The sequence below is a fragment of the Gordonia rubripertincta genome (assembly GCF_038024875.1).
GTDB classification, from domain to species: domain Bacteria; phylum Actinomycetota; class Actinomycetes; order Mycobacteriales; family Mycobacteriaceae; genus Gordonia; species Gordonia rubripertincta.
This window is the reverse complement of the sequence record NZ_CP136136.1, coordinates 1,494,241-1,516,509: the sequence shown is the minus strand read 5'-3', so window position 1 is coordinate 1,516,509 and position 22,269 is coordinate 1,494,241. Positions and strand designations below refer to the sequence as shown.

Genomic DNA, 22,269 nt, shown 5'->3' with positions numbered 1-22,269 from the left:
CTCAACCCATCGGGTCGTCGACCAGCGGTTCGTCGACCCGGTCGAAGGGTGCGGTCTCGGCTCCCCAGCGGTGGCAGACCCAGATGCCGTCGGTGTACTCGAGTTCGATCGAGCCGGTGTTGCCCAGGTGCGTCGCCGCGGCGAAGCGGGAGTCGATGCCGGCCAGGCGCGCCGCGATGAGGCGGATCGCCGCACCGTGGCTGACCAGGAACACATCGCGCGGTTCGGTTCCGGTCAGGTACGAGCGGGCGAGGTCCTCGACGGTCGGGATGTAGCGGTCGTAGACCATCGCGAGCGACTCGCCGCCAGGGATGCGCACGTCGAGGTCACCGGCATGCCACTTCTCCATGACGTCGTGGAAGACGTCGTGGGCCTCGCGGTCGCTGCGATCCTCGAGCACACCGGCCTGGACCTCGTGCACACCGTCGACGGCCTCGGTGTGGACGTCCCACACCGAGCTGATCAGTTCGGCGGTCTGCCGGGCGCGCCGGGCCGCTGAGCTGAACAGGACCGCCTCGCGTTCGGGCCGATTCTCCAGGCCGAACCGGACGCCTTGTCGCGCACCGAAATCGGTGAGCGCGGCTCCGGGCAGCGCGGTGTCGAGCCGGCGCATGACATTCGCGGTGGTCTCGCCGTGCCGGACGAGGTGCAGGCGCGCCATCACACTTCTCCTTGTCGCAGGGACTCGATCCAGGCCAGCGACTCGGCGTGGTCGGGAGGCGCCGATCCCGTCGTCCGCACCGCGGGCCACGAACCGAGGTAGACGACCCGTTCACACCGGCGATGCAGCGCCGCAAGGGCTTCCGCGACCGCCGCGTCGTCGATGTGGCCGACGGCGTCGAGGAAGAACCGGTAGCGGCCGGCGATGGCCCGACCCTCCGCCTCGTCGCGTTGCGGCCGGGATTCGATGCGTGTGAGATCGATTCCCCGCGAGGCGAATTCGTTCATCGCGTTCATCAGGCTGCCGGGCTCGTTGGACAGGTCGAGGATCACCGAGGTGCGATCGGTGCCGGTCCGGCGCGTCGGGGCCGCGGGGCGTCCGAGGACGAGGAAGCGCGTGGTGGCCTCCTTCGCATCGCAGACCCCGTCGGCGATCACGGTCAGATCCGACAACCCTGCCGCGAGACCGGTCGTCACCGCGGCATCGGCTTTGCCGGACGCGACATCCAGCGCGGCAGCGGCATTCGAGCCGGAGGTGACGAACTCCGCGTTCGGGAACAGCTTCGCCACGGACTGCCGGACCTGCGCGGCGGCCACCGGGTATGCCGCAATGGTGCGGACGTCCTCCGGGGCGATCGGACCGTTCGCGGCGATGGCGAATGCGATGTCGAGGACGGTCTCGGCGAACACCTGGACGCGCCCGTCGGTACCGGACCGCGCCGGCGGTACGAGGGCGTCCATCGTCGCCGGTACCGATCCCTCGAGCGAACTCTCGATTGGCACACAGCCGTAATCGGCCTCGCCGCTGCGGACCATCGCGATGGCGGCAGCCGGGCTCGAGGCGTCGACCTTGGTGACGTCACGCGAGAGGTCGAGACCCCCGAGTGCGGGGTCATGGGCGGCGATGGCCGCGTCGAGTGCCATCTCGGTGAAGGTTCCGGGCGGGCCGAAGTAGGCGATCACAGGCACCACACGAGCCTAGTGGACGCCGGTCCGAGTACCCATTGACGATCACGCCGGCCGTATTTAGGTTAGGGTTACCTTTCACAAGTGATGAGCAAAGCAGCCGCCCGCGCCGACCGGAGAGACAACATGACGCGTACGACGACCGACCGACCCACGGATGCCGAGATGATCCAGACGGCCTGCCGTCGGGTCGGCTCCGCCATCCTCGCCGTCGAGGGCGCCGACACCACACCGATCGAGGTCGTGCACCTCTTCGAATCACAAGCCTTCGTCCTCGTCCCCACCGACGGCGGGGCCATGCCGGCCGTCGCCGGCACCGAGGGCGCCCCCGCGATGCTCGAGGTCACCGACTGGGCGCCCATCGACCTGCGCGAACGAGTCCGGTCGGTCGTCTGGCTCAACGGCACGCTCCACGAGGTCCCCCGCGACCTCGAACGCGACCTGGCCATCGAGATCGCCGCCGAACACCCCGACGACGGCCTGCTCGACATCGGCCACGGCGCGTCGATGCTCCGCCTCCAGGTCGACTCAGCGGTACTGGCGTCGAGCTCCGGAGCGACGTCGGTGTCGGCCGCCGAACTGGCCGACGCCCAACCCGATCCGTTCTGGGAGTGTGAGGCCGGCTGGCTCGAGCACCTCGACGCCGACCATGCCGATCTCGTCGGTCAGCTGGCCCGCAAGCTGCCCACCGACCTGCGTCAGGGCCGCGTACGTCCCCTCGGCCTCGACCGTTTCGGCATCCGCTTCCGGATCGAGGGCATCGCCGGCGACTCCGACGTCCGGCTACCCTTCCCCCGCCCGGTGACCGACGTCTTCGAACTGTCACGTGCTCTGCGGAACCTCGCGGGTTGCCCGTTCCTGAATTCGATGCCCGACTGACCTTTCGAGGCTCGCTCCGCTCGCACTCAGGGAGCGATGGAAGCAGGGAGTTCCATTCCTTAGGCTGACCGGCATGTCTCTGCGCGAGTACCTGCGGCCGTCGCCCCACGGCATCCCGGTCGTCACCGATCGCGTCGAGCGGCGCGGCCTGATCGCCGAACTCGTCATCGTCGGCGTCCTGACCTTCGCGTTCTCGGCGGTCTCGGCCGCGCTCGCACTGCTCGAAGCCCAACTGGCCGGGGGCATCGGCGGGACGACCGTCGCCCTCAACCCCAGTCGCTCCGACCTCGCCCTCATCGACGCAGCGCGTCAGGTGCTGAGCGTCCTGAGGCTGTTCGCCATCGCCGCGCTCGGCGTATACCTGCTGTGGCGCAGCGGGCTCGGACTGTCGCGTGTCGGCCTCGGCCGCTGGACCCCGCGCCGCGACGTGCCCGCGGGACTCGTCCTCGCCGCCGTCATCGGCATCCCCGGTCTCGCGCTGGTCGCGGTCGCCCGCGCCTTCGGACTCAACGCGAGCCTCGTGCCCAGCCAGGCGGACACCTGGTGGGAATGGCCGGTGCTCATCCTCATCGCGATCGGGAACGCGGCCGCCGAGGAGATAGTGGTGGTCGCCTACTTCATCACCCGACTTCGGCAGCTCGGTGTCTCGGACGCCAAGTCGCTGGCCGCCAGCGCTGTCCTCCGCGGCGGCTACCACCTGTACCAGGGCTTCGGCGCCGGCCTCGGCAACCTGGTGATGGGCGTCGTCTACGGCCGCTTCTACCAGGTCACCGCCCGCGCCTGGCCGCTCGTCATCGCCCACGGTGCCATCGACGTCGTCGCATTCATCGGCTACGCGCTGTTGCGCGATCACCTCTCCTGGGTCGGCTGACGACGCAACCGGTCAGTCGCGAGCCTCGGTGTGCTTACCCGAACCGGTGGCACGGGCCAGTCCGAAGAGCGCCAGCCCCACGAGCATCAGGATGCCTGCGCGCAACCAGGTCTCCGCGCTCTGCTGCGTCAGCAGGACGATGCACGTCACGATCGCCAGCACCGGCACGATCGTCCACGCCCGGAAGTGATCGGTGTCGGCGCGGTCGCGTCGAAGCACCAGGACCGCGACGTTGGTGCTGAGGAAGACGAACAGCAACAGCAGCACCACGGTCTCGGCGAGCGCGGCCACCGAACCGGTCGCCGAGAGCACCATCGCGATGGCGGTGGTGGCGATGATCGACGCCCAGGGCGTACGCCGACCCGGCAGGACCTTCGCCAGCGCCGAGGGCAGCAGTCCGTCACGGGCCATCCCGAACGTCAGACGCGACGCCATGATCATGGTGAGCAGCGCACCATTGGCCACCGCGATCAGGGCGATCAGCGAGAACAGCTGGTCCGGGACACCGACGTCGGCGATCGTGACCACCTCGAGCAGCGGGCCCGACGAGCCGGCGAGCTCGTCCGGTAACACCACGATCGAGACCGCGAGGCCCACGAGCACGTAGACGACGCCCGCGGTGATGAGCGCGCCGAACAGCGCCTTCGGGTAGACCCGCCGCACGTTGCGGACCTCCTCGGCCACATTCGCCGACGTCTCGAAACCCACGAACGAGTAATAGGCGAGCAACGCCGCGCTCAGCACGGCCAGCGCGGGGGTCGTCGAACTGTCGAACTCGAACACGCGATGCGGTTCGCCGTCTCCCCGACCGAGGACGACCGCGGCCAGGACGACGACGAGCACCAGACCCGACACCTCGACGATCGTCATGACGACGTTCGCGCGCACCGACTCGCTGATGCCCCGCGCGTTGAGTGCCGCGATCGCGACCAGGAACACGAGAGCGGTGGCGGTCGTGGGCACGTCGAAGAAGGTCGTGAAGTAGTCACCGGCGAACGCCAGCGCCAGACCCGCGGCGCTGGTGACACCGGCGGCGAGCATGCAGAATCCCACCAGGAACGAGACCAGCGACGACCGATAGGCCTGCTGGGCGAAGACCGCGGCGCCACCCGCCCGGGGGTATTTGGTGACCAGCTCCGCATACGACCCCGCCGTCAGCAGCGCCATGACGAGGGCCACCACGAGCGGCACCCCAGATGGCACCGCCCACCTCGCCGGCGATCTCGCCCACGAGCGCGTAGATGCCGGCGCCCAGCACGTCGCCGAGGATGAACAGGAACAGCATCTTGCCGGAGATCGCGCGCCGGAGCGGGGTGCGGTCGTCACCGGTCTCGGTGTCGGGCCGTGCGGCCACATCGTCGGTCATGGCGACCCGGATACCCCGTCGCGGGCCGATCATTCGTGTGATCTGCGCCGAATCCGTGCCGGGCACCGGCGGATGCGTACATTGGTTGGGATGAACGAGCAGGACCCGCCGATCATTCGGCGCGGTCGTCCGGGGCCGCAGGTACCGCCCGGGCGGCCGGCGGGGGGCATACCACCACGCCAGGGACCGCCTCCCGGTGCACCTCGACGACCCCATCCGCAGGGTCCCGCTCCCGCCGCACACCCCCAGGCCATGCCGCGAATCCCCGCGCAGGGCCCGCCGCCGCGACGGGCTCCCGGCCCTGCCCCGACAGCCGGGCCCGTTCCCGGCAGAGGCGCTGCCCCGGGTCAGTACGCACCCACCCCAGAAGCCCGAACCGATCCCGGCCGGCGAGCGTCGGGGAGACCGCGGCCGGTCGCCCGCGCGCCCGCCCGCACCGCCCGTCGGCGCTCCGCCCGCCGCGAAACCGGCGCGTCCCCGGCGTCGTCGGCGCCGGGGACTGCGCGTCGGCAGAATCCTGCTGATCCTGCTGCTCGTGTTCGTGCTCGGCAGCGCCGGACTGCTCTTCTACTACGACTCGCGACTCGACCGCATCGACGCGCTGCCCGCCTACGCCGGACGGCCGTCGGACACCCCCGGCACCAACTGGCTCATCGTCGGCACCGATTCCCGCTCCGACCTGTCCGACGAACAGCGCACCACCCTGTCCACCGGCGACGCCGACGGTTCGCGCACCGACACGATCATGCTGGTGCACAACCCGCCCGGGAGCGGGAAGGCGACGGTCGTCAGCATCCCGCGCGACCTCTACGTCGAGATCCCCGGCCACGGCAGCCTGAAAGTCAACGCGTCGTACAACATCGGCGGTCCGCAGCTGCTGGTACAGACCGTCGAGAACCTGACCGGCATCCACATCGACCACTACGCGGAGATCGGGTTCGGCGGCTTCGACACGCTCGTCGACGCCGTCGGCGGTGTCGACATGTGTATCGACCAGCCGCTCAACGACCCCAAGGCCGGACTCAGACTGACCAAGGGCTGCCACCACCTGAACGGGCGCCAGGCACTCGGACTGGTCCGGACCCGCGCCTTCCCCCGCGCCGATCTCGAGCGGGTCATCAATCAGCGGAAGTTCCTCGCCGCCTTGGTCTCCCGCGCGACGAGCCCGGCGGTGCTGTTCAACCCGTTCCGGTTGTTCGGGTTCATCGGCGGTGCGATCGACTCGCTCACCGTCGACGAGCGCGACCACATCTGGAACCTGGCCTCGTTGATGTTCGCCCTCCGTGACCCCGTGACGACCACCACACCCACGGGCGAGAGCATCTACACCGATGACGGTCTGGCACTACCGGTCACGGAGACGACCGAACAGTTCTTCGGTCTCTTACGTGCAGGTCAGCCGATCCCCGACGATCTGCTCGTCGACGCCGGGTGACAGCGTGGCCAGGCTGCCCAAAGCCAGGCCAGACTTGCCTTACTTAGCCTGAACTTGCTGGTAGAGGCCACTTTTCGGCACCTACGATGGAAGCATGACCGAATTCACGAAGTTCCATCAGCTGCTGCACGACCAGATCGGTAACGAGTTCTACGCCTCGCAGCAGTACATCGCGGTCGCGACCTACTTCGACAACCACGACATGCCCCAGCTGGCGAAACTCTTCTACGGCCAGGCCGTCGAAGAGCGCAACCACGCGATGATGATCGTGCAGTACTTCCTCGACCGGGACATGGAGGTTGAGATCCCCGGCATCCCCGCCCCGAACAACAAGTTCGAGGACTACAAGGCCCCGATCAATCTGGCTCTCGAGCAGGAGAAGACGGTCACCCAGCAGATCGTCGATCTCGCGAAGTCGGCCCGCGACACCGGCGACTTCGTCGGTGAGCAGTTCATGCAGTGGTTCCTCAAGGAACAGGTCGAGGAGGTCGCCACCATGACGACCCTGCAGACCATCGCCGACCGGTGCAACGGCAACCTGTTCGACCTCGAGAACTTCGTCGAGCGCGAGTTCAACAGCGCCGCGGCCGACGATCCGACGTCACCCCCCGTCGCCGGAGGCAACATCTAGCCTCCGACCAGCAGACGATCCCGGCGGCGCGACTTCACCCGAAGTCGCGCCGCCGGAACGGTTTTCCGATGTTCTCGCCTAGCGCAGGGTGACCTGGCGGCCGCGGATGCCGTCGCGCGAGCTCCGCTCGGCGATCGTCAGCTCCGAGGAGTCGGCGAGTGCCTCGCCCAGCCACTGATCGAGCTGGTTGAGACCCGCCTGCCACTCCTCGTGGTGCATCTCGTTGTCGAGGTCGAAGACCGGGACCAGCAGGCCGTGCGTGCGGAACGACCCCGCGAAACGCGAGCCCTCACCCATCGTCAGACGGCCGGCCGCATGCAGGCGGGCCATCGCGGCCATGAGGTCGTCCTCGGGCTCGGGGCGGATCCAGCGTAGGTGCGCCCGTTCACCGGCGTCGACCCACCACGGGGCGCCTGAACCGCTCTCGACGACGAGTCGCGCCGTCGGCAGCACGGAGTCGTTGGCGCGCTCGAACATCGGCGCGATCTCGGCGGGCACCTCGGTACCCTCCGGGAACCACCACGAGAAGTCCTGGTGCACGGTGATGTCCAGGATCGCGTCGGCCTTCAGCACCTCGTCGAGCGAGGGCGATTCGTCGGCGGATTCGAGGTCGAACTCGCTGCCGGCCTCGGCGTGCGCGGCCCACGCGATGGCGGCCGCCAGCTCCACAGCCGGCGCCATCCGGTCCGGTTCGGTCTGCAGACCCACCAAACCCTCTGTGGCGCCGTTGGATTCACGTGCCAGTGCCGGACCGGCACCCGGCAGGATCGTCACGAGGGAGACGTCGTTGCGCGTGTCGGCAGGCTCCGTCAGCTCGAGACGTGCAGTCGCCGATGCCACGAAGGTCCGCAGTGCGACGAAATCGCATTCGGAGGCCAGCCCCGCGAAGGGACGTGGCGGCGGTGCCATCGACGCCGCCTGCCGAGCCTTGCGAGCGGCGACCCGCTCTGCGCGATTGCTTCCCGGGCGGGGTCCACTGCCCCGCTTGCTCTTCTTGCCCATCGGTCCACTCTCTCACGAGCCGCTCACGGCGCCGGAAAGCCCGGGGAGGGCGAGAGCCGCGCTCAGTCGACGGTGACCAGCCAGTCGCGGACCTTGGCCGGGTGGTTGGTGGCCAGCCAGCGCACCCCGAGGTCGGCGCAGAGCTGGACGTCCACCAGTTCGTCGACGGTCCAGCAGTACGTCACGCGGCCGGCCGCGGCGGCGCGGTCGACGAGATCCGGGTACTGCCGCAGGGTCATCACCGAGGGTCCGATCCCGGTGGCCCCGACTGCGGTCGCCGCGCTGCCACCGAGTACCCGGGCAGTGTCGCCCAGCAGGATGGTGGGGAGCATCGGGGCATGGCGGCGGATACGCCAGACGCCGGCGGAGGAGAACGAGATGACCACGGCGCGACTGTGATCGGCCGACGGCGGAGTGGCCACGCCGAATTCGTGGAGGATCTCGAGGAGCTTCTGCTCGACGAGGCTGCCGAACCGCACGGGATGTTTGGTCTCGATGAACAACCGGACCGGCCGGCGCCAGTCCAGGGTGAGCGTGAGCAGCTCGCGGAGCGTCAGGATCGACGCGGGGTCGCCCGCGGAATGCCAACTCCCGAAGTCGAGTTCGCGGAGCTGGGCCAGTGTCATCTCGCTGACGATGCCGGAACCGTTCGACGTGCGGTCGACGGTTCGGTCGTGCACGCAGACGAGTTCGTGATCGGCGGTGAGCCGGACGTCGCACTCGAGTCCGTCCGCACCCTGCGCGAGTGCGAGCTCGTATGCGGCCAGAGTGTGTTCCGGACGGTCCCCGGAGGCGCCGCGGTGCGCCACCACCGCGGGTTTACCCGAACGCGACACCTTCTCGGCCGCACCCACGTTCACACCTGAGTTCATCCGACCGCCACCCACCTTCTCTTCGGGACCGGGGCCGCCGTGGCGGCGTCGAACAGCAACGGCAGGCGGCGTGCCGACCAGAAGGCGAAGGCGGCCGACACGGCCGCGCTGATGATCACCATGGCGAGCGCATTGGCGCCGGTCTGCACCGAGTCCGAACCCCACGCGACGGCACGGGCGACCAGCGCCAGTAGAGCGGTGACGGTGACGAACACCCACGCGACCCACAGACGCCGGACCCGGCGGCCGACGCGTTCGGCGTCGAGGGACGGATCGTGGGCCACGCGCTGGGCCACGACCTCGCCGAGCACGAGCGGCCCACCGACCAGGTTCACCAACGGGACTCCCACCAGCACCCCCACCCACAGCGGACGCCTCGGGTCGAGGAGTCGGGCTTCCTCATAGGTACCGGCCCGGAGGTCGATCACCCAGCGGATGAACGCGAGGGTCGCCCAGATGTAGGCCAGGAAGGCGGCCACACCCACGAACACGATCAGCCAGTCGGAGACCACGATCAGCGGGTCCGGGAGCGGTTGGGTGCGGTTGACGGCCAGCAGGATGTAGCGGATCAGATGGATGACCGCCGACGCCGCGAGCGCCGTTCCGGCCACGACGAGCGCGAACAGCAGGCGTGCCCGTGAGGAATCGATCCGGTCGTGCGTCGCGTCGGCGGTCACCGGTTCGTCGTGCAGGCCCCAGGTCGGGATGTAGACGTAGCGCGGGATGAGACGCGGGCCGCGCGGGCCCGACGGTCCGCGGCGGCTGGGGATGGCCTCGGGAGGACGCCGCGCGACCCACCGGACGTTCCGAGCCCGGTACAACCGGCCGGTCGGCGCCGTTCGGGGCGGCGCGGGGGTCACGGGGCGCGCGGGTGCGGACACCGCGCGAGAGACGTCGTCGACGACGCTCAGCGGGCCGCCACAGCGAGGGCAGTGCTCGCGCCCGGGGCGGTGCGGCGCCTGGATGCGGCACCGCGGACAGAGGTCGATCATCAGTGGGCGTCGCCCCCGGTCCCGAACTCGACGGGCTTGCCGTGCTCCTGCCACGCGAGCATCCCGCCACGCACGCAGATTCCGTCGTACCCGACCTGCGCGAGGTACTGCAGCACCCGCATCGAGCGTCCGCTCGAATGACACACCACGTAGAGGTCGGCGTCGGGGTCGAGTTCGCCGAGTCGTCCCGGTATCTCGGCCATCGGGATGTGGACGGCGCCGCGGATGTGTCCGCTCGCCCATTCGTCGTCCTCACGGACGTCGAGCATCACCGCGTCGGCCGTGTGAGTGAAGTCGTCCGGCAAATCGGTCACCGGCACCTGCGTGATGTCGCCCATGGTCACGATTTCCATGGTGGCACAGTCGAGGCGCCGTGCGCGTCACGTCATCTCCGCGGCGGTTGTCGACAGTCTCGTGAAGATCACGTTCGGAGTCGTACAGACCGCCCAAAAGGGTCCTATGCTGATCATCATAGTTTTATCCACATGCGTTCAACAGACAGCTGTCCACAACCCACACCTCACCGTCAACCTGGGGATGAGGCTGTGGAAACTGTGGAAAAACCCTGGCCAAAGGCCTCGCCATTGTGACTGCGATCACTTGTTTGACCCGATGTGCGCGTAGGAAATTCACGAAACTGCAGGGGTCGACCGGTGGTGCATTTTCTTTCCAGTGCACACACCTGTGGATAACGTGGGGACAAACCCTTGGGGAATCCCCCCGAACTGGGTCTGGTATTACCCGTCAGTCACGGTGTAGAAACCGCGTCCGCACCGCAGGAGCGCGGTCGATCGCGGTGATCACGCCCGAGGTGAAGCTCTCGGCGAGCCCGGACACCGACACCTGGTTGCCGACCAGTCGTGCCAACAGCGGCTTGGGGGCCTCGATGACCATGATCTCCGCGTCGGGGTACCGCTCGGCGACCACCGAACGCATGACGCCGATGCCGTCGACCAGACCGAGTTCGGCCGCCCGGCGCCCGACCCAGACATCGCCGTTGAACAGCTCCTCGTCGGACGCGGTCAGCTTCTTGCCCCGACGCTGCCGAACCCACGCGATGAACGCCTCGTGCAGCTGCCCCTGAAGTCCCTTGAGCCATTCGACGTCCTCGGCAACCTCCGGCGAGAAGGTGTCGAGCCGGGCCTTGTTCTCCCCCGTGGCGTACAGACGACGCTGCACGCCGAACCGGTCGAGCAGCGCCGAGAAGCCGAATCCCGAGGACACCACTCCGATGGAACCGACGATCGAGGTGTGGGCAGCGAAGATCTCGTCCGCCGCGCAGGCCACCCAGTAGCCGCCGGACGCCGCGACGTCCTCGCAGAAGGCCAGGACCGGCACGCCCTTCTCCGCAGACAGCTGCCGGATGCGCTCGGCGATGTACTCCGACTGCGCCGGCGAACCTCCCGGTGAGTTGATCACGACGACGACGGCCTTGAGCCGGTCGGTGTCGAACGCCCGCTTGAGCACCGGCTCGACCGTATCGGTGGTCAGTCCGTGCTTGCCCATGCCGGCCACGCCGATCGGGCCGTCGAGTCGGACCACCGCGACGTGCTCGGCACGCGACTTCGCGAACTTCTTGCCCACCGCCGCCAGCGGTCCCGCAGTCATCTGCCCGAGTCTAATGGCGGACAACCGCTTCCTGTTCCGCGCGGTGCGCTGCGCAGTCCGCAGCGCACCGGTTGCAGTCGCACCGTAGACTCTCCCGCGTGCAGGTCAGGTGGCTCAGCGCATTCCTCGATTTCCCAGCCGACGAGTTCGGCTCCGAGGTGACCTTCTGGCGCGCGATCGCGGGTAGCACCGTGTCGCCGCCCCGCGGCGAGCACCGCGAGTTCGCCTCCCTCGAACCGTTCAACGGCGACCCCCACCTCCGTGTGCAACGAGTCGACGACGGCCCGGGCGGCGTCCACCTCGACATACACACCGACGACCCCCATGGCGCAGCCGAAGAAGCCGTGGGACTCGGGGCGACGCTGACCCACGACGCCGGCACCCACCTCGTCCTCCGTTCGCCCGCCGGTTTCGTGTTCTGCCTGGTGCCGTGGGAGGGCGAGTCGACACGGTCCCGGCCGATCCGCTGGCCCGGTGACGCCATCAGCATCATCGACCAGTTGTGCATCGACATCCCGGCCGCCGACTTCGACGCCGAGGTCGCGTTCTGGACGGCACTGACCGGGTGGCCACTCAAATCGCCCGGCTCCCGACCCGAACTCGTGGCGCTACGCCGCGACCCCGCGATCACCGTCGGAATCCTGTTGCAGCGCAGGCAGACCGACCCGGACGGGCCCGTGCCCGGCGGCTCGTCACCGGCGACCGGGCACCTCGACCTCGCGACCAGCTCGGTCCCCGACGAGGTGGCACGCCACGAGGGCTGGGGCGCTCGCGCGATCGAGCACTACCCGCACTGGACCACGATGGCCGACCCGGCGGGACGCCCCTACTGCATCACCTCGCGCAATCCGCGGACGGGCGACTGAGGAACTCGCGCAGTCTTTCGACCTCGGCGTCGATCTCCCGTTTCTCGGCTTTCGTGACCTCGCGCAGCATCTCGATCCGTATCCCGTCGTCACCGGCGAGATGCCATGTGCCGGCGAGGAATCCGTCGGCGAAGACGAACCCGGGCGAGCGACCGTTGGGTGTCACGGTGCGGCGGAACAACTCCGGGTCGGCGACACGGACACGGTCGGCCGAGACGCCGATGACATGGTCGAACGGCGCCACGAGTCGGGCCGGGGCGGGAGCGTCGGCGGCGGTGAGGCCGAGTCCGTCGAGGTCGTAGAGGATCTCGCCGTGCGGCCCGTCCAACCTGACGAGCTCCCAGTCGGACTCCATCTTCTCGACCAGCGCCTTGAGGCCGGTCATGCCCGCCCACGCCTGGATGGCCTTGACGGTGGCGGGCCCGAAACCGCGGAGGTACAGGCGGATCAAGTCGGCTCGCGCCTCCTCGCCCTCGACCGCCGGTTCGCCGGGACCGGCCCATTCGTCGAACAACCGGTAGGTGGGCGCCCCGCGGCCCCGCCAGAGTCCTCGCGGCGGCACCTGGACGAGTGGGAGCCCGCAGCGGGCGATCCCGGTGAGCGTGGACGGGTTCTCCGCCGGATGCCGCTGCGCCAGTTGCTTTCCCAGGTCGGCACCGGAGAGCTCACGACCGGCCAGGACTTCGGCGGCGTCGGCGATCACCCGCGACGGATCGGCGTCGACCAGCCTCGGGACGTGCGCTTCGGCGATCTCACGCCGGAGAATCGGCTCGGCGAGCGGCCGTATCCACCGGGCGTCCTCGGCGTCGATGAGGAACACCGTGGAACGCAGCAACGCGATCCGCACGGCCTCCCGCTCGGTGAGGAGCTCATCGAGTTCGGCCGCGTCGAATCCCTTGATACGGGACCACAATCCGAAGAAAGCCGCACGCGGGTCCTGGGATTGCATGCCGACGCATCGGTCCAGCACCTCGATCGCGTCCTCGTCGACTCGTTCCAGCAGATGCTGACGGGACAGCAGGGTGCGATTCCACTGCCGGAGGGTGAGCGGCTCGGACACCTCAGGCGGGATAGCTGATCCCGGTCGCCGCGTGGCAGCGGTAACCGTGCGGGTTCTTCGCCAAGTACTGCTGGTGGTGGTCCTCGGCGTAATAGAAATGTCCGTCGCCCGCAGCGGCGAGCGGCTTGATCTCGGTGGCGATCGACCCGATACCGGCGGCATCGAGCGCAGTCTGGAACTTCGCCGCCGACTCCTCGACGATCGCCGCGTCGTCGTCGGAGAGGGTGTAGACCGCCGACCGGTACTGGGTACCGATGTCGTTGCCCTGGCGCATCTCCTGCGTCGGATCGTGAGACTCCCAGAAGATCCTGAGGATCCCCTCGAGGTCGATGACGGCCGGGTCGAAGACGACGAGCGTCGACTCGGTGTGGCCGGTGCGCGCGGTGCAGGTCTCCTCGTAGGTCGGATTGGGCGTGTACCCGCCCGCATAACCGACCGCCGTGGTGTACACGCCCGGGACCTGCCAGAAGATCTCCTCGATCCCCCAGAAGCAGCCACCCGCCAGGATCACTGCGGACAGCCCGTCGTCGAACGTGCCGACACCGCCGTTGGCGAAGGAGCCGTCGGCCTCGGGCCGCCCACGCATGGGGGTCTCCAAGACCAGATGGACCCCGGGGGCCGTGATCTCGGTGTCGCGTCCGGGGAGTGCGGAGTCGGCCGCGATGAGTTCCTGTTTGTGCGCACCGGCGGCGAAGAGCTGGTCGAGCCAAGACATGCGCCAAGTCTACGCGCGCCGTCGGCGCTGGCCCGGTCGTCCGAGTTGAGTCAGCCGTCCCAGTCTGCCTATGATGGCGGTCACATCCATGTGTGACACCCGTCACGTCCGGCCGTCGGTCCTCGGACCGACGACGCGGGATGGTGAGCCGATCCGCTGATGAAAGGCGACCATGGCGACGCACGCGACCGGAGACTATCGAGGTTCCCTCCGGACTCCCCGCGGCGCACCGCGCGCCAACTACGATGTGGCGAGAAGGTGCCGCACCATCGCGTTGAGCATCGTCGCACTGCTGGCCGTCATCGTTGCGCTCGCACTGATCTGACCCGACCCGGACATCTCACCCACGGGACCGGGGCGAGTTCAACGCCGGTGATCTTCAACCGCACTTGATATTTCTTCGGGCCTGTTTGTTGCAATCACCCATGGTGTGGGGAAGGCTGGAACCATCCGCGTGGCGCCGACACAATCGGCGGACCCACGTGTGAACAGGGAATACGAAAGCACCTCAGAGAGGAACATCGTGGCTGAATACACCTTGCCGGATCTGGATTACGACTACGCGGCACTGGAGCCGCACATCTCCGGCAGGATCATGGAGCTCCACCACAGCAAGCACCACGCGACCTACGTCAAGGGCGCCAACGACACCCTGGAGAAGCTGGCCGCGGCCCGCGAGGACGACAGCATCGCCGGGAAGGTCTACGGACTGTCGGCGACCCTGTCCTTCCACCTGGGCGGCCACACCAACCACTCGATCTTCTGGAAGAACCTGTCGCCCAACGGCGGTGGCGAGCCCGAGGGTGACCTCGCGGCCGCGATCACCGAGCAGTTCGGTGGCTTCGACAAGTTCAAGGCCCACTTCACCGCCGCTGCCACCACCCTGCAGGGTTCGGGCTGGGCGATCCTGGGTTACGACACCATCGGTGGCAAGCTGGTCATCCTGCAGCTGACCGACCAGAGCGGCAACATCCCCGCCGCGATCATCCCGGTCGTCATGCTCGACATGTGGGAGCACGCCTTCTACCTCGACTACCAGAACGTCAAGCCGGACTACGTCAAGGCCTGGTGGAACGTGGTCAACTGGGCCGACGCCGGAGAGCGTTACGGTCGCGCGAAGACCCAGGGCAGCGGCCTCATCGTGCCTGCCTGATCCTCCCTTCGCCAGATACCAACGGCGCCGGTCACCTTCGGGTGGCCGGCGCCGTTTCTGTTCTGCGGGAGCAGGAAAGATCAGAAGATCAGCGTCACCGCGACGGCCAGCCCGCAGGCGAGAGCGATCACGATGAGCGCCAGGAGATCCGCGCGTCCCGGCCGGGCCGGATGAGCGGTGAGACGACCGGTGCCGCCGCGGGCGGTGATCGCCTCGGCCATCTCCGCGCTACGACGCAGCGCCGACGACATGGCGGCCGTGATGAGATCCATGATCCCCATCTCCGCAGACGGATGATCGCTGCGCCCCTTCGCCGTCGGCCGCAGCTTGTGTGCGGCGCGCAGCATGCGCAGCTCCTCGATCAGCAGCGGAAGCCCTCTCAGGCACAACGCGATTGCGACGGCCCATTCGTCGACGGGCAGACGCAGCCGCCGGAGGGGTCGCATCAACCGTGCGATCGCCGGAGCGACGTCGGCCATCGGGGTGGTCCAGATGACGAGGATCGAACTCGCCACCAGGACGAGCGCGAGGGTCACCGCGCGGAGGAAGACCAGCCCACCGTGGAGGCCGGCGAACGAGACGTTGAAGGCGACACCGATACCGATCAACCCCCAGAACCACCACGGCGGACGGGGTATGGCGCCCAACGGGATGCCGGCGATCAGCGCGGTGAGGACGACGATCGCGGCCACCATCCCCAGCGCCGGCCACGACGGCAGCACCCAGGTCATGATGCCGAGGATCAGCACGATCACCAGTTTGGTTCCCGCCCACAACCGGTGGACGAAGGAATCGCCGGGGACCTGCCGCAACGGAACCGTGCGCATGGTCATCGGGCACCTCCGTCCCAGCCGGACGGCTGATCGACGTTCTGATGGGTGTCGGGCAGCAACTGCCCGTCGACGAGCCGGACGCGCCGCGTGCACACCGAGTCCAGCGATTCGAAGTCGTGCGAGATGATCACGATGGTCATGCCGTCGGCGCGCAGACGCGCGAGGAGCGCGACGATCTCCTCTCGGGCCAACGGGTCGAGACCGGCGAGCGGCTCGTCGAGCACCAGCATGTCGGGATTGCGCGCGATGAGGCCGGCGAGCACGACACGACGCATCTGCCCGCCCGACAGGGAATCGACCTTGCCGGCCGCCATCTCCCGCGGCAGGCCGACGAGTTCGAGGACACGAGCGACCTCGGCGGTACCGACCTTCTCGCCGCCGGCCGCCATTATCTCGTCGGCGACGGTGACCTTCTGCAGCTGTAGGCGCGCGTGCTGGAAGCCCAGCCCGACCGCGCCGACATGCTCGGTGACCGGTTCCCCGGCGTCGTAACCGGCTGCGGGAGTGAACTTTCCCGCGGCGTTCAGGAGGTGACACGTTCCGGTGCGAGGTGACAGTAGGCCCGCCATGATCCAGGCGAGGGTGGTCTTGCCCGACCCGTTGCCACCGACGATGAGCAACCCCTCCCCGCGGTACACGGTCATCGTGACGTCGGTGAGGGCCACGACCTCCCAGGGCGAACCGGGAAGGTGTGCATAACCCACGTGGTCGAGCACCAGCAGCGGGCCGCCGATGTGCGGCCCCGGCGCCGCGAGGGACGTCGAGGATCCGGTCGGTGAAGCATGGTCGAGGTCGGCGTGGGGGTCCGGCATCCAGTGCGGCGGATGCGGAACCACCCGGCCGGCCTCGAGGTGGATGACGCGGTCGGCGGCCGCGGCCTCGCTGCCGCGATGGGTGACCAGCACGACCGCGATCCCGCGTCGGGCCGGTAGCGACGCCAGCAGATGCAGGAGCTGCCCGCGGCCCTCCGGATCGACCATCGAGGTGACCTCGTCGGCGATGAGGAGCTGTGGATCGCGGGCGAGCGCCGCCGCGATCGCCAGGCGCTGCTGCTGCCCGCCGGACAGATCGGTGGTCTCCCGGTCGCCGAGACCGGTCAGCCCGACCTCGGCGAGGAGTGCCTCCACATCGACGTCGGCATCCGGCGGCAGACCCCACACCACGTCGTCGGCAACGCGGGAACCGAGCATCTGGATCTCCGGGCGCTGCAGGACGAGTGCGGTGCCGCCGTGTACGCCGAGCCCGGCGAGTCCCGGGCGGTGCACGACGCCGGTGGTCGGGGCGCGACCGGCCAGGATCTTCGCGAGTGTCGATTTGCCCGAACCGTTGGCGCCGACGACCGCCACGAACTCACCGGGGTCGATGCGCAGGTCGATGTCGTGGAGGACCGGTTTCGAGTCCGGGTTGTAGGCGAACCCGACCCGCTCGGCGACGATCGGCAGCGGCGCGACGTCGGTTGCCGTCGACGCCGCGGCGTCGGTCACGTCGGACGCCGGACCGTCGGAGGTGAGCGTGTCCTCGCTGGGCACATCGCGAAGTCGAGCGATGACGCCACCCAGTATCCACCAGGCGGCGAGCAGCGAGATCGCGGTGCCGACGGTGCCGGAGATCCAGATCCACGCCCACCAGTGGCTAGCGATGCTGAGGCTCATCGAGTCGAGCGCATCGGCCACGGCATCGGTGGGCCCCCACCCGCGCAGCCACTTCGCGACACCGTGGAGGGAGTTCGTCATGGCCTCGATGGTCAGCTCACGCAGGGGTACCAGGACCCAGAGAAGGAGAACGGACACCCCACCGAGGAGCGGCGAGGCCACCAGCGTGGACAATCCGAGCGACGCGAGCCCGCGGCGGCGTCGTTTGAGGTCGCCGACGATCCCGCCGATCAACGCCGAACCGATCACGGTCGCCATGGCGCCCGTACCCGCCATCGCGAACGCGACCGCCGTGGTCGCAACCGTGGCCGTGAGCAGTGCACGCGGCCGCGTGCGGGCCGCGACGAGGGCGAGCGGAACCGGGGCGAGCAGCCCGGCGGCCTGCGCCAGCGGGATGACCGAGGCGATGACCACCGCGGCGACGGTCAGGCCGCCGAAGATCGCGACGGACGCGAACTCCATCGGACGCAGCGGGGGCGAGTTCTTCACCGGTCCAGTGTGCCTGGGCACCGGAGCAGTCGGTCGATCGCATGTAAACGAACCGTCACAAGACCGCGGTTCGGGTTGTCCGTTTCGTCCACGCGGTGGATTCTTTTCACACGGGTGATCTTCGGCGGGCCTGGGTCCCAATGACCAGGTCTCCCACCCGGATTGGAGGTAGGACACGATGCAGTCGATTCCGATCGGACTCACCCCGTTCCAGCATGAGGGCACGCTGAACGGAATCCTCATCTCGGGCCGTTGGCCGGAGTCCACACTCGAGTGGACGCAGACCCTCGTCGGTTCGGTGCGGATCGCATGCCGGCCCGGCTTCCTGCCGACGACGACGATCTTCGGTGTCGTCGAGCAGCGTCCCCCGAACGGCGGAGAGGACACGGTCGGGATGATGGTCGCGATCGGGAACGTCGTCGACGACAGCTTCGTCGAGGCCGGGAAGTTCCTGAACAATCCCCCGGCGCTCGTCATGCTGCACCCGCCGTCGCAGACCCGTCCGTCGCTGCCGGAGTGTTCCGAGGTCGCGTCGGGCTGTGTACTGCTGCCGGGGCTCCCCGAACTCGGGCTCGAGCACCGGGCCGGTTGGGCCGAGGCGGAGGCCGACGGGACAGTGGTGAACCTCCGCAACGAGGTCGGCATCGACCCCAACGCCGACCCGGACACCGCCGTGCTCGCCATGCTTCTCGCAGCTTAGGGCCCCGAGGCGACCCGAAGGCTTCCGAGAGGGTCGCCAACACGCGAGATCAGGGGCTCCGAACTTTCGTTTTCATGCCTCCCACCTGCGCCGATACGGGTTACTGAGGAGTTGCGTTCGCCAGTTAGGGCTCACTAACCTGGCGTTCGTGATTGCTGCCCTGCTCCTGAGTTTCGGCGTGATCTTCGTCGCCGAACTGGGCGACAAGTCACAGCTGATGGCGATGACCTATGCCCTGCGGTACCGCTGGTGGGTCGTCCTGCTCGCCATCACCGTCGCCACCACCGCGGTCCATGCCGTCTCGGTGTTCTTCGGTCATTTCCTCGGGAAGTCGCTGCCCACCGATCTGATGTCGGTCCTGGCCGGCCTCGCCATGCTCGTCTTCGGCCTGTGGACGGTCTACGGCGACCGCCTCGACGACGAGGAGCAGAATCGCGCGACCAGGATCGGTGCCTCGGTGTTCCTCGCCGTGATGTCGGCCTTCTTCCTCGCCGAACTCGGCGACAAGACGATGCTCGCGACCATCACGATCGCCACCGACCGCGACTGGCTCGGCGTCTGGATCGGCTCCACCGTCGGGATGGTCGCCGCCGACGCCCTCGCGATCGGCGTGGGAGTCCTGCTCGGCAAGCACCTCCCCGAACGCGTCATCGCGATCGGTGCCGCCGTGTTGTTCTTCGGTTTCGCGCTGTGGCTGACGGCATCCGGACTGATCGGCGCCTCGACGCCGGTGATCGCCGCGACGATCACCGCAGCTGTGGCGATCATCGGTGTCGGTACGGTCCTCATCCGTCGCGACCGGCGGTTGCGCGCCGACGACGTCGAACCAGCTACTCCCGAGCGTTCGCTCGGTGTACACGAGGGCTGAACGCGGGAGTCCCGCAACCACTGACTATCGTGAACGTGCACCCTGCGCCGGTGCACGTCGTCCCCTTCTCCGGGACACGGGTCCGGCGGCAATCAGTACCGCGAAAGGACTACATCAACCCATGGACGTTTCAGGCGCTTCTGTACTGGTCACCGGCGGGGCCTCGGGCCTCGGCGCAGCCACTGCCCGTCGCTTCGCCGCCGCAGGCGCGCAGGTCTTCGGCCTCGACCTCCAGGCTTCCATCGACAAGGCAGCACCCACCGACGGTGTCACCCTGATCGGCGCCGATGTCACCGACGAAGCGCAGGTCCAGGGCGCCATCGACACCATCGCCGAATCGGGCGCGCCGCTGCGCGTCGCCGTCAACTGCGCCGGCGTCGGATGGGCCGCACGCATTCTCGGCAAGAACGGCCCGCACGAACTGGACCTGTTCCGCAAGATCATCGACATCAACCTGGTCGGCACCTTCAACGTCATGCGACTGGCCGCCAACCGCATGTCGGAGGAGTCGACCATCGACGGTGACGGCCAGCGCGGCGTCATCATCAACACCGCCTCGGTGGCGGCCTTCGAGGGCCAGATCGGTCAGATCGCCTACGCCGCGTCGAAGGGCGGCGTCCACGCGATGACGATCTCGGCTGCTCGCGACCTCGCCCGGATCGGCGTGCGCGTCTGCACCATCGCCCCGGGCACCATCAGCACCCCGATGCTCGCGGGCGTCACCCCCGAGTTCCAGAAGACCCTCGCCGAGGCGATCCCGTTCCCGCAGCGTCTCGGCGAGCCCGACGAATACGCACAGCTCGCGGAGTTCATCGTCGAGCACAACTACCTCAACGGCGAGACCATCCGCATGGACGGCGCGATCCGGATGGCTCCGCGCTAGAGCCCCGAATCCCGGCCCTCGGCTGAGCGACCGACGTGCGACACCTCGGCGCCGTCGGTCCGCAGCAGCTCCGCGGACAACCTGATCAGCGGTGCGGCATCCGCTTCCAGACCCTCGCCGTCGGCGGGGGCGAGGTCGCGGACCGCGCCGCTGATCGCGTTTCCGGACCCGTTCGCCGCCGCGTCCATCTCCGAGACCGCGGTGCGCAACAACCGGGCCTGCACGTCCACCTGGGCATACTCGAAGACCGGCGGCAGATGGGGACTGATCTGGGTCAGCGCGTCACGTGTCTCCACCACGCGCCGATGGAGCCGTGGCGTCGGGGACAGCTGCCCCGTGCGGGGCAGCACCACCTCCGGTACCGCGCCGGTCACCAGACGCCACAACGGCAGGAGTTCGGTGTCGAGTCGACGACGACGCCGGTTCGCCACGAGGGTCTGGACCTTGGAGTAGACCATCGGATAGCTGATGCCCAGCAGGAACGACACGACACCGATGATCGCCAGGACCCGGTTGGTGGTCACGAGCCACGGGGACCTCGCGACATTCGTCGCACTGACCGCCACGAACACGATCTGCGCGATCGCCCCGAGCGCCAGGAATCCGAGCCCGGCCATGAGCAGCCCCAACGACACGCGCAGGTACCCGTCCGCCGTCGAGTAGAACTTCCGGACACTGTTGACGCAAGCCAGGAAGCCGTAGGCGAGGTAACCGCTCGCGATCAGCATGAACAGTGCGAAGCCCCAGTTCTGGACCGTCCATTCGCTGATCGTCGCGGTGCGGATCTCGGCCGGGATCACCAGCATGGTGATCTGGAGACCGATGAGCGACGCGACGAGCGGCAGCGCCTCCCATCCGGCGCGTCGTTCGCGGGACACCCGGTCGGGGAAGAAGAACACCACGACCAGCGCGGCCACCCCGATCGCGAGGAGTGCGTAGAACGCCACCCTCGACAGTCCTTCGAATCCCCTGGTGTCGAGCTCGGACGCCACTGCCTCGTTGACCACGACGAAGGCGACGGTCAGCGACGCGACCGCGACCATCATCGCCAGTGGCTGGAGTCCCCAGCCGGCCCGGCGGATCTGGTCCAGTCGCCAGCAGAACGCGATCGCGAAGATCACGCCCGCCAGCGCGTTGACGATGCCGATCCCCGCCTCGACACCCTGAGCGAGGACGAGGACCGTGGCGGCGTCGCCGGCCGGCCCGGTCACAGCCATCCGCGGTGCCCACCCAGCAGACGCTGGAGGCCCCGGAGCTCGTCGTGCGCGGCAGTACTTCCGACGCCGGTACTGGCATCCTCGGCCCAGGTGAGGATCATCGACGCCAGCATCTCGGCCTCCCACTCACGGTCGTCGGAGTAGCAGGTCCGACGCAGCGCCGCGTCGGACGAGTCCTGTGTGAGTGCGGCCAGCCCTTCGACGGACACCTCGGCCAGCATCTGGTGTCCGGCGATGAGATGCCCGAACTCGTGGATGACGATCTGGTCGCGATGCAACGGCGAGGTGTTCGCCTGATAGAAGAAGTAGTCCGCGTCGGCGGCCGCCAACCAAATCCCATTGGGCACACCACTGGGCAACGGATGGGCGAGCAACCGGATCGGACGACCCCGTCGCTCGCCGTACCGGTCACACAGCTGAGTGACGTCCAGCGGGAGATCGAGATCGAGTCCACGCAACGCGGTGCGGCACAGCACACGCAGAGCACGCTCGGATCGACGCATGCGCACAATCGAACCATGACCCCGCAAGGGCAGGCGATCGGTATCCAC

The 22,269-nt window shown here is 68.5% G+C and carries 23 protein-coding genes and 1 pseudogene; 10 read left to right on the top strand and 14 right to left on the bottom strand.

Annotation, left to right across the window (positions count from 1 at the left end; genetic code table 11):
- Position 1: 1 nt before the first annotated feature.
- Complete coding sequence (locus tag RVF83_RS06835) at positions 2-661, bottom strand: histidine phosphatase family protein (RefSeq protein WP_005199268.1); 660 nt, start codon at positions 659-661, stop codon at positions 2-4.
- Positions 661-1,632 (bottom strand): prephenate dehydratase, encoded by a 972-nt coding sequence (pheA, locus tag RVF83_RS06830; RefSeq protein WP_005199269.1) that lies wholly within the window; start codon positions 1,630-1,632, stop codon positions 661-663. The genes RVF83_RS06835 and pheA overlap by 1 nt, the downstream gene beginning before the upstream one ends.
- Before the next feature lie 120 nt (positions 1,633-1,752).
- Here pheA and RVF83_RS06825 point away from each other — a divergent pair, with 120 nt between their 5' ends.
- Complete coding sequence (locus RVF83_RS06825) at positions 1,753-2,505, top strand: DUF2470 domain-containing protein (RefSeq protein WP_039880633.1); 753 nt, start codon at positions 1,753-1,755, stop codon at positions 2,503-2,505.
- Positions 2,506-2,578: 73 nt separating this feature from the next.
- Entirely contained in the window at positions 2,579-3,376 is a 798-nt protein-coding gene (locus RVF83_RS06820; RefSeq protein ID WP_005199271.1) for a CPBP family intramembrane glutamic endopeptidase, read from the top strand.
- 12 nt (positions 3,377-3,388) lie between these two features.
- On the opposite strand, the pseudogene RVF83_RS06815 reads toward RVF83_RS06820, so the two are convergent.
- Positions 3,389-4,742 (bottom strand): annotated as a pseudogene (locus RVF83_RS06815) (APC family permease).
- 535 nt (positions 4,743-5,277) lie between these two features.
- Between RVF83_RS06815 and RVF83_RS06810 the strand changes: the two are divergent.
- Entirely contained in the window at positions 5,278-6,177 is a 900-nt protein-coding gene (locus RVF83_RS06810) for an LCP family protein (RefSeq protein ID WP_005199273.1), read from the top strand.
- Positions 6,178-6,271: 94 nt separating this feature from the next.
- Positions 6,272-6,808 (top strand): ferritin, encoded by a 537-nt coding sequence (locus tag RVF83_RS06805; protein ID WP_005199274.1) that lies wholly within the window; start codon positions 6,272-6,274, stop codon positions 6,806-6,808.
- Positions 6,809-6,886: 78 nt separating this feature from the next.
- On the opposite strand, the gene RVF83_RS06800 is transcribed toward RVF83_RS06805, so the two are convergent.
- From RVF83_RS06800 to RVF83_RS06780, 5 genes are all read right to left on the bottom strand, one after another.
- Positions 6,887-7,810, bottom strand: a complete 924-nt coding sequence (locus RVF83_RS06800; protein ID WP_005199275.1) for a DUF5926 family protein — start codon at positions 7,808-7,810, stop codon at positions 6,887-6,889.
- Positions 7,811-7,872: 62 nt separating this feature from the next.
- A complete protein-coding gene (locus tag RVF83_RS06795) occupies positions 7,873-8,682 on the bottom strand; it encodes a glycerophosphodiester phosphodiesterase (RefSeq protein WP_006868046.1) in 810 nt (269 codons plus the stop codon).
- Positions 8,679-9,674, bottom strand: coding sequence for a DUF4328 domain-containing protein (locus tag RVF83_RS06790; protein WP_005200855.1), 996 nt, complete (start codon positions 9,672-9,674; stop codon positions 8,679-8,681). Before RVF83_RS06790 ends, RVF83_RS06795 begins: the two co-directional genes overlap by 4 nt.
- Positions 9,674-10,027, bottom strand: coding sequence for a rhodanese-like domain-containing protein (locus RVF83_RS06785; RefSeq protein ID WP_005200853.1), 354 nt, complete (start codon positions 10,025-10,027; stop codon positions 9,674-9,676). Before RVF83_RS06785 ends, RVF83_RS06790 begins: the two co-directional genes overlap by 1 nt.
- Positions 10,028-10,418: 391 nt before the next feature.
- The gene (locus RVF83_RS06780; RefSeq protein WP_039881165.1) at positions 10,419-11,282 is read right to left on the bottom strand and encodes a S49 family peptidase; all 864 of its coding nucleotides are present in this window, start codon (positions 11,280-11,282) and stop codon (positions 10,419-10,421) included.
- A gap of 98 nt (positions 11,283-11,380) precedes the next feature.
- Between RVF83_RS06780 and RVF83_RS06775 the strand changes: the two genes are divergently transcribed.
- The gene (locus RVF83_RS06775; RefSeq protein WP_005200850.1) at positions 11,381-12,148 is read left to right on the top strand and encodes a VOC family protein; all 768 of its coding nucleotides are present in this window, start codon (positions 11,381-11,383) and stop codon (positions 12,146-12,148) included.
- Here RVF83_RS06775 and RVF83_RS06770 read toward each other — a convergent pair.
- Together RVF83_RS06770 and msrA are read right to left on the bottom strand one after the other, a co-directional pair.
- Positions 12,117-13,208, bottom strand: a complete 1,092-nt coding sequence (locus tag RVF83_RS06770; protein ID WP_005200848.1) for a winged helix DNA-binding domain-containing protein — start codon at positions 13,206-13,208, stop codon at positions 12,117-12,119. The genes RVF83_RS06775 and RVF83_RS06770 overlap by 32 nt on opposite strands.
- 1 nt (position 13,209) lies before the next feature.
- Positions 13,210-13,923 carry a peptide-methionine (S)-S-oxide reductase MsrA gene (gene msrA / locus RVF83_RS06765; protein WP_005200846.1) on the bottom strand — a complete coding sequence of 238 codons (714 nt, stop codon included), beginning with the start codon at positions 13,921-13,923 and terminating at the stop codon, positions 13,210-13,212.
- A gap of 172 nt (positions 13,924-14,095) precedes the next feature.
- On the opposite strand from msrA, the gene RVF83_RS06760 reads away from it, so the two are divergent.
- Positions 14,096-14,248 (top strand): hypothetical protein, encoded by a 153-nt coding sequence (locus tag RVF83_RS06760; RefSeq protein WP_005200844.1) that lies wholly within the window; start codon positions 14,096-14,098, stop codon positions 14,246-14,248.
- 198 nt (positions 14,249-14,446) lie between these two features.
- Positions 14,447-15,076, top strand: coding sequence for a superoxide dismutase (locus RVF83_RS06755; RefSeq protein WP_005200843.1), 630 nt, complete (start codon positions 14,447-14,449; stop codon positions 15,074-15,076).
- Between the two features lie 80 nt (positions 15,077-15,156).
- Here RVF83_RS06755 and RVF83_RS06750 read toward each other — a convergent pair whose 3' ends face one another.
- Complete coding sequence (locus RVF83_RS06750) at positions 15,157-15,909, bottom strand: energy-coupling factor transporter transmembrane component T family protein (RefSeq protein WP_005200842.1); 753 nt, start codon at positions 15,907-15,909, stop codon at positions 15,157-15,159.
- Positions 15,906-18,023, bottom strand: coding sequence for an ABC transporter ATP-binding protein (locus RVF83_RS06745; protein ID WP_039881163.1), 2,118 nt, complete (start codon positions 18,021-18,023; stop codon positions 15,906-15,908). The genes RVF83_RS06750 and RVF83_RS06745 overlap by 4 nt, the downstream gene beginning before the upstream one ends.
- Before the next feature lie 205 nt (positions 18,024-18,228).
- On the opposite strand from RVF83_RS06745, the gene RVF83_RS06740 reads away from it, so the two are divergent.
- From RVF83_RS06740 to RVF83_RS06730, 3 genes are all read left to right on the top strand, one after another.
- Positions 18,229-18,750 (top strand): hypothetical protein, encoded by a 522-nt coding sequence (locus RVF83_RS06740; protein ID WP_005200840.1) that lies wholly within the window; start codon positions 18,229-18,231, stop codon positions 18,748-18,750.
- 148 nt (positions 18,751-18,898) lie between these two features.
- Positions 18,899-19,618: a TMEM165/GDT1 family protein gene (locus tag RVF83_RS06735; RefSeq protein WP_005200839.1), complete on the top strand. Its 720-nt coding sequence runs from the start codon at positions 18,899-18,901 to the stop codon at positions 19,616-19,618.
- 121 nt (positions 19,619-19,739) lie between these two features.
- Positions 19,740-20,501, top strand: a complete 762-nt coding sequence (locus RVF83_RS06730) for an SDR family NAD(P)-dependent oxidoreductase (protein ID WP_005200838.1) — start codon at positions 19,740-19,742, stop codon at positions 20,499-20,501.
- Here the strand turns inward: RVF83_RS06730 and RVF83_RS06725 are convergent.
- Positions 20,498-21,718, bottom strand: coding sequence for an MAB_1171c family putative transporter (locus RVF83_RS06725; protein ID WP_005200837.1), 1,221 nt, complete (start codon positions 21,716-21,718; stop codon positions 20,498-20,500). The two genes, RVF83_RS06730 and RVF83_RS06725, sit on opposite strands and share 4 nt — an antisense overlap.
- Positions 21,709-22,221 carry a hypothetical protein gene (locus tag RVF83_RS06720; protein ID WP_005200836.1) on the bottom strand — a complete coding sequence of 171 codons (513 nt, stop codon included), beginning with the start codon at positions 22,219-22,221 and terminating at the stop codon, positions 21,709-21,711. Before RVF83_RS06720 ends, RVF83_RS06725 begins: the two co-directional genes overlap by 10 nt.
- Positions 22,222-22,269: the final 48 nt, after the last annotated feature.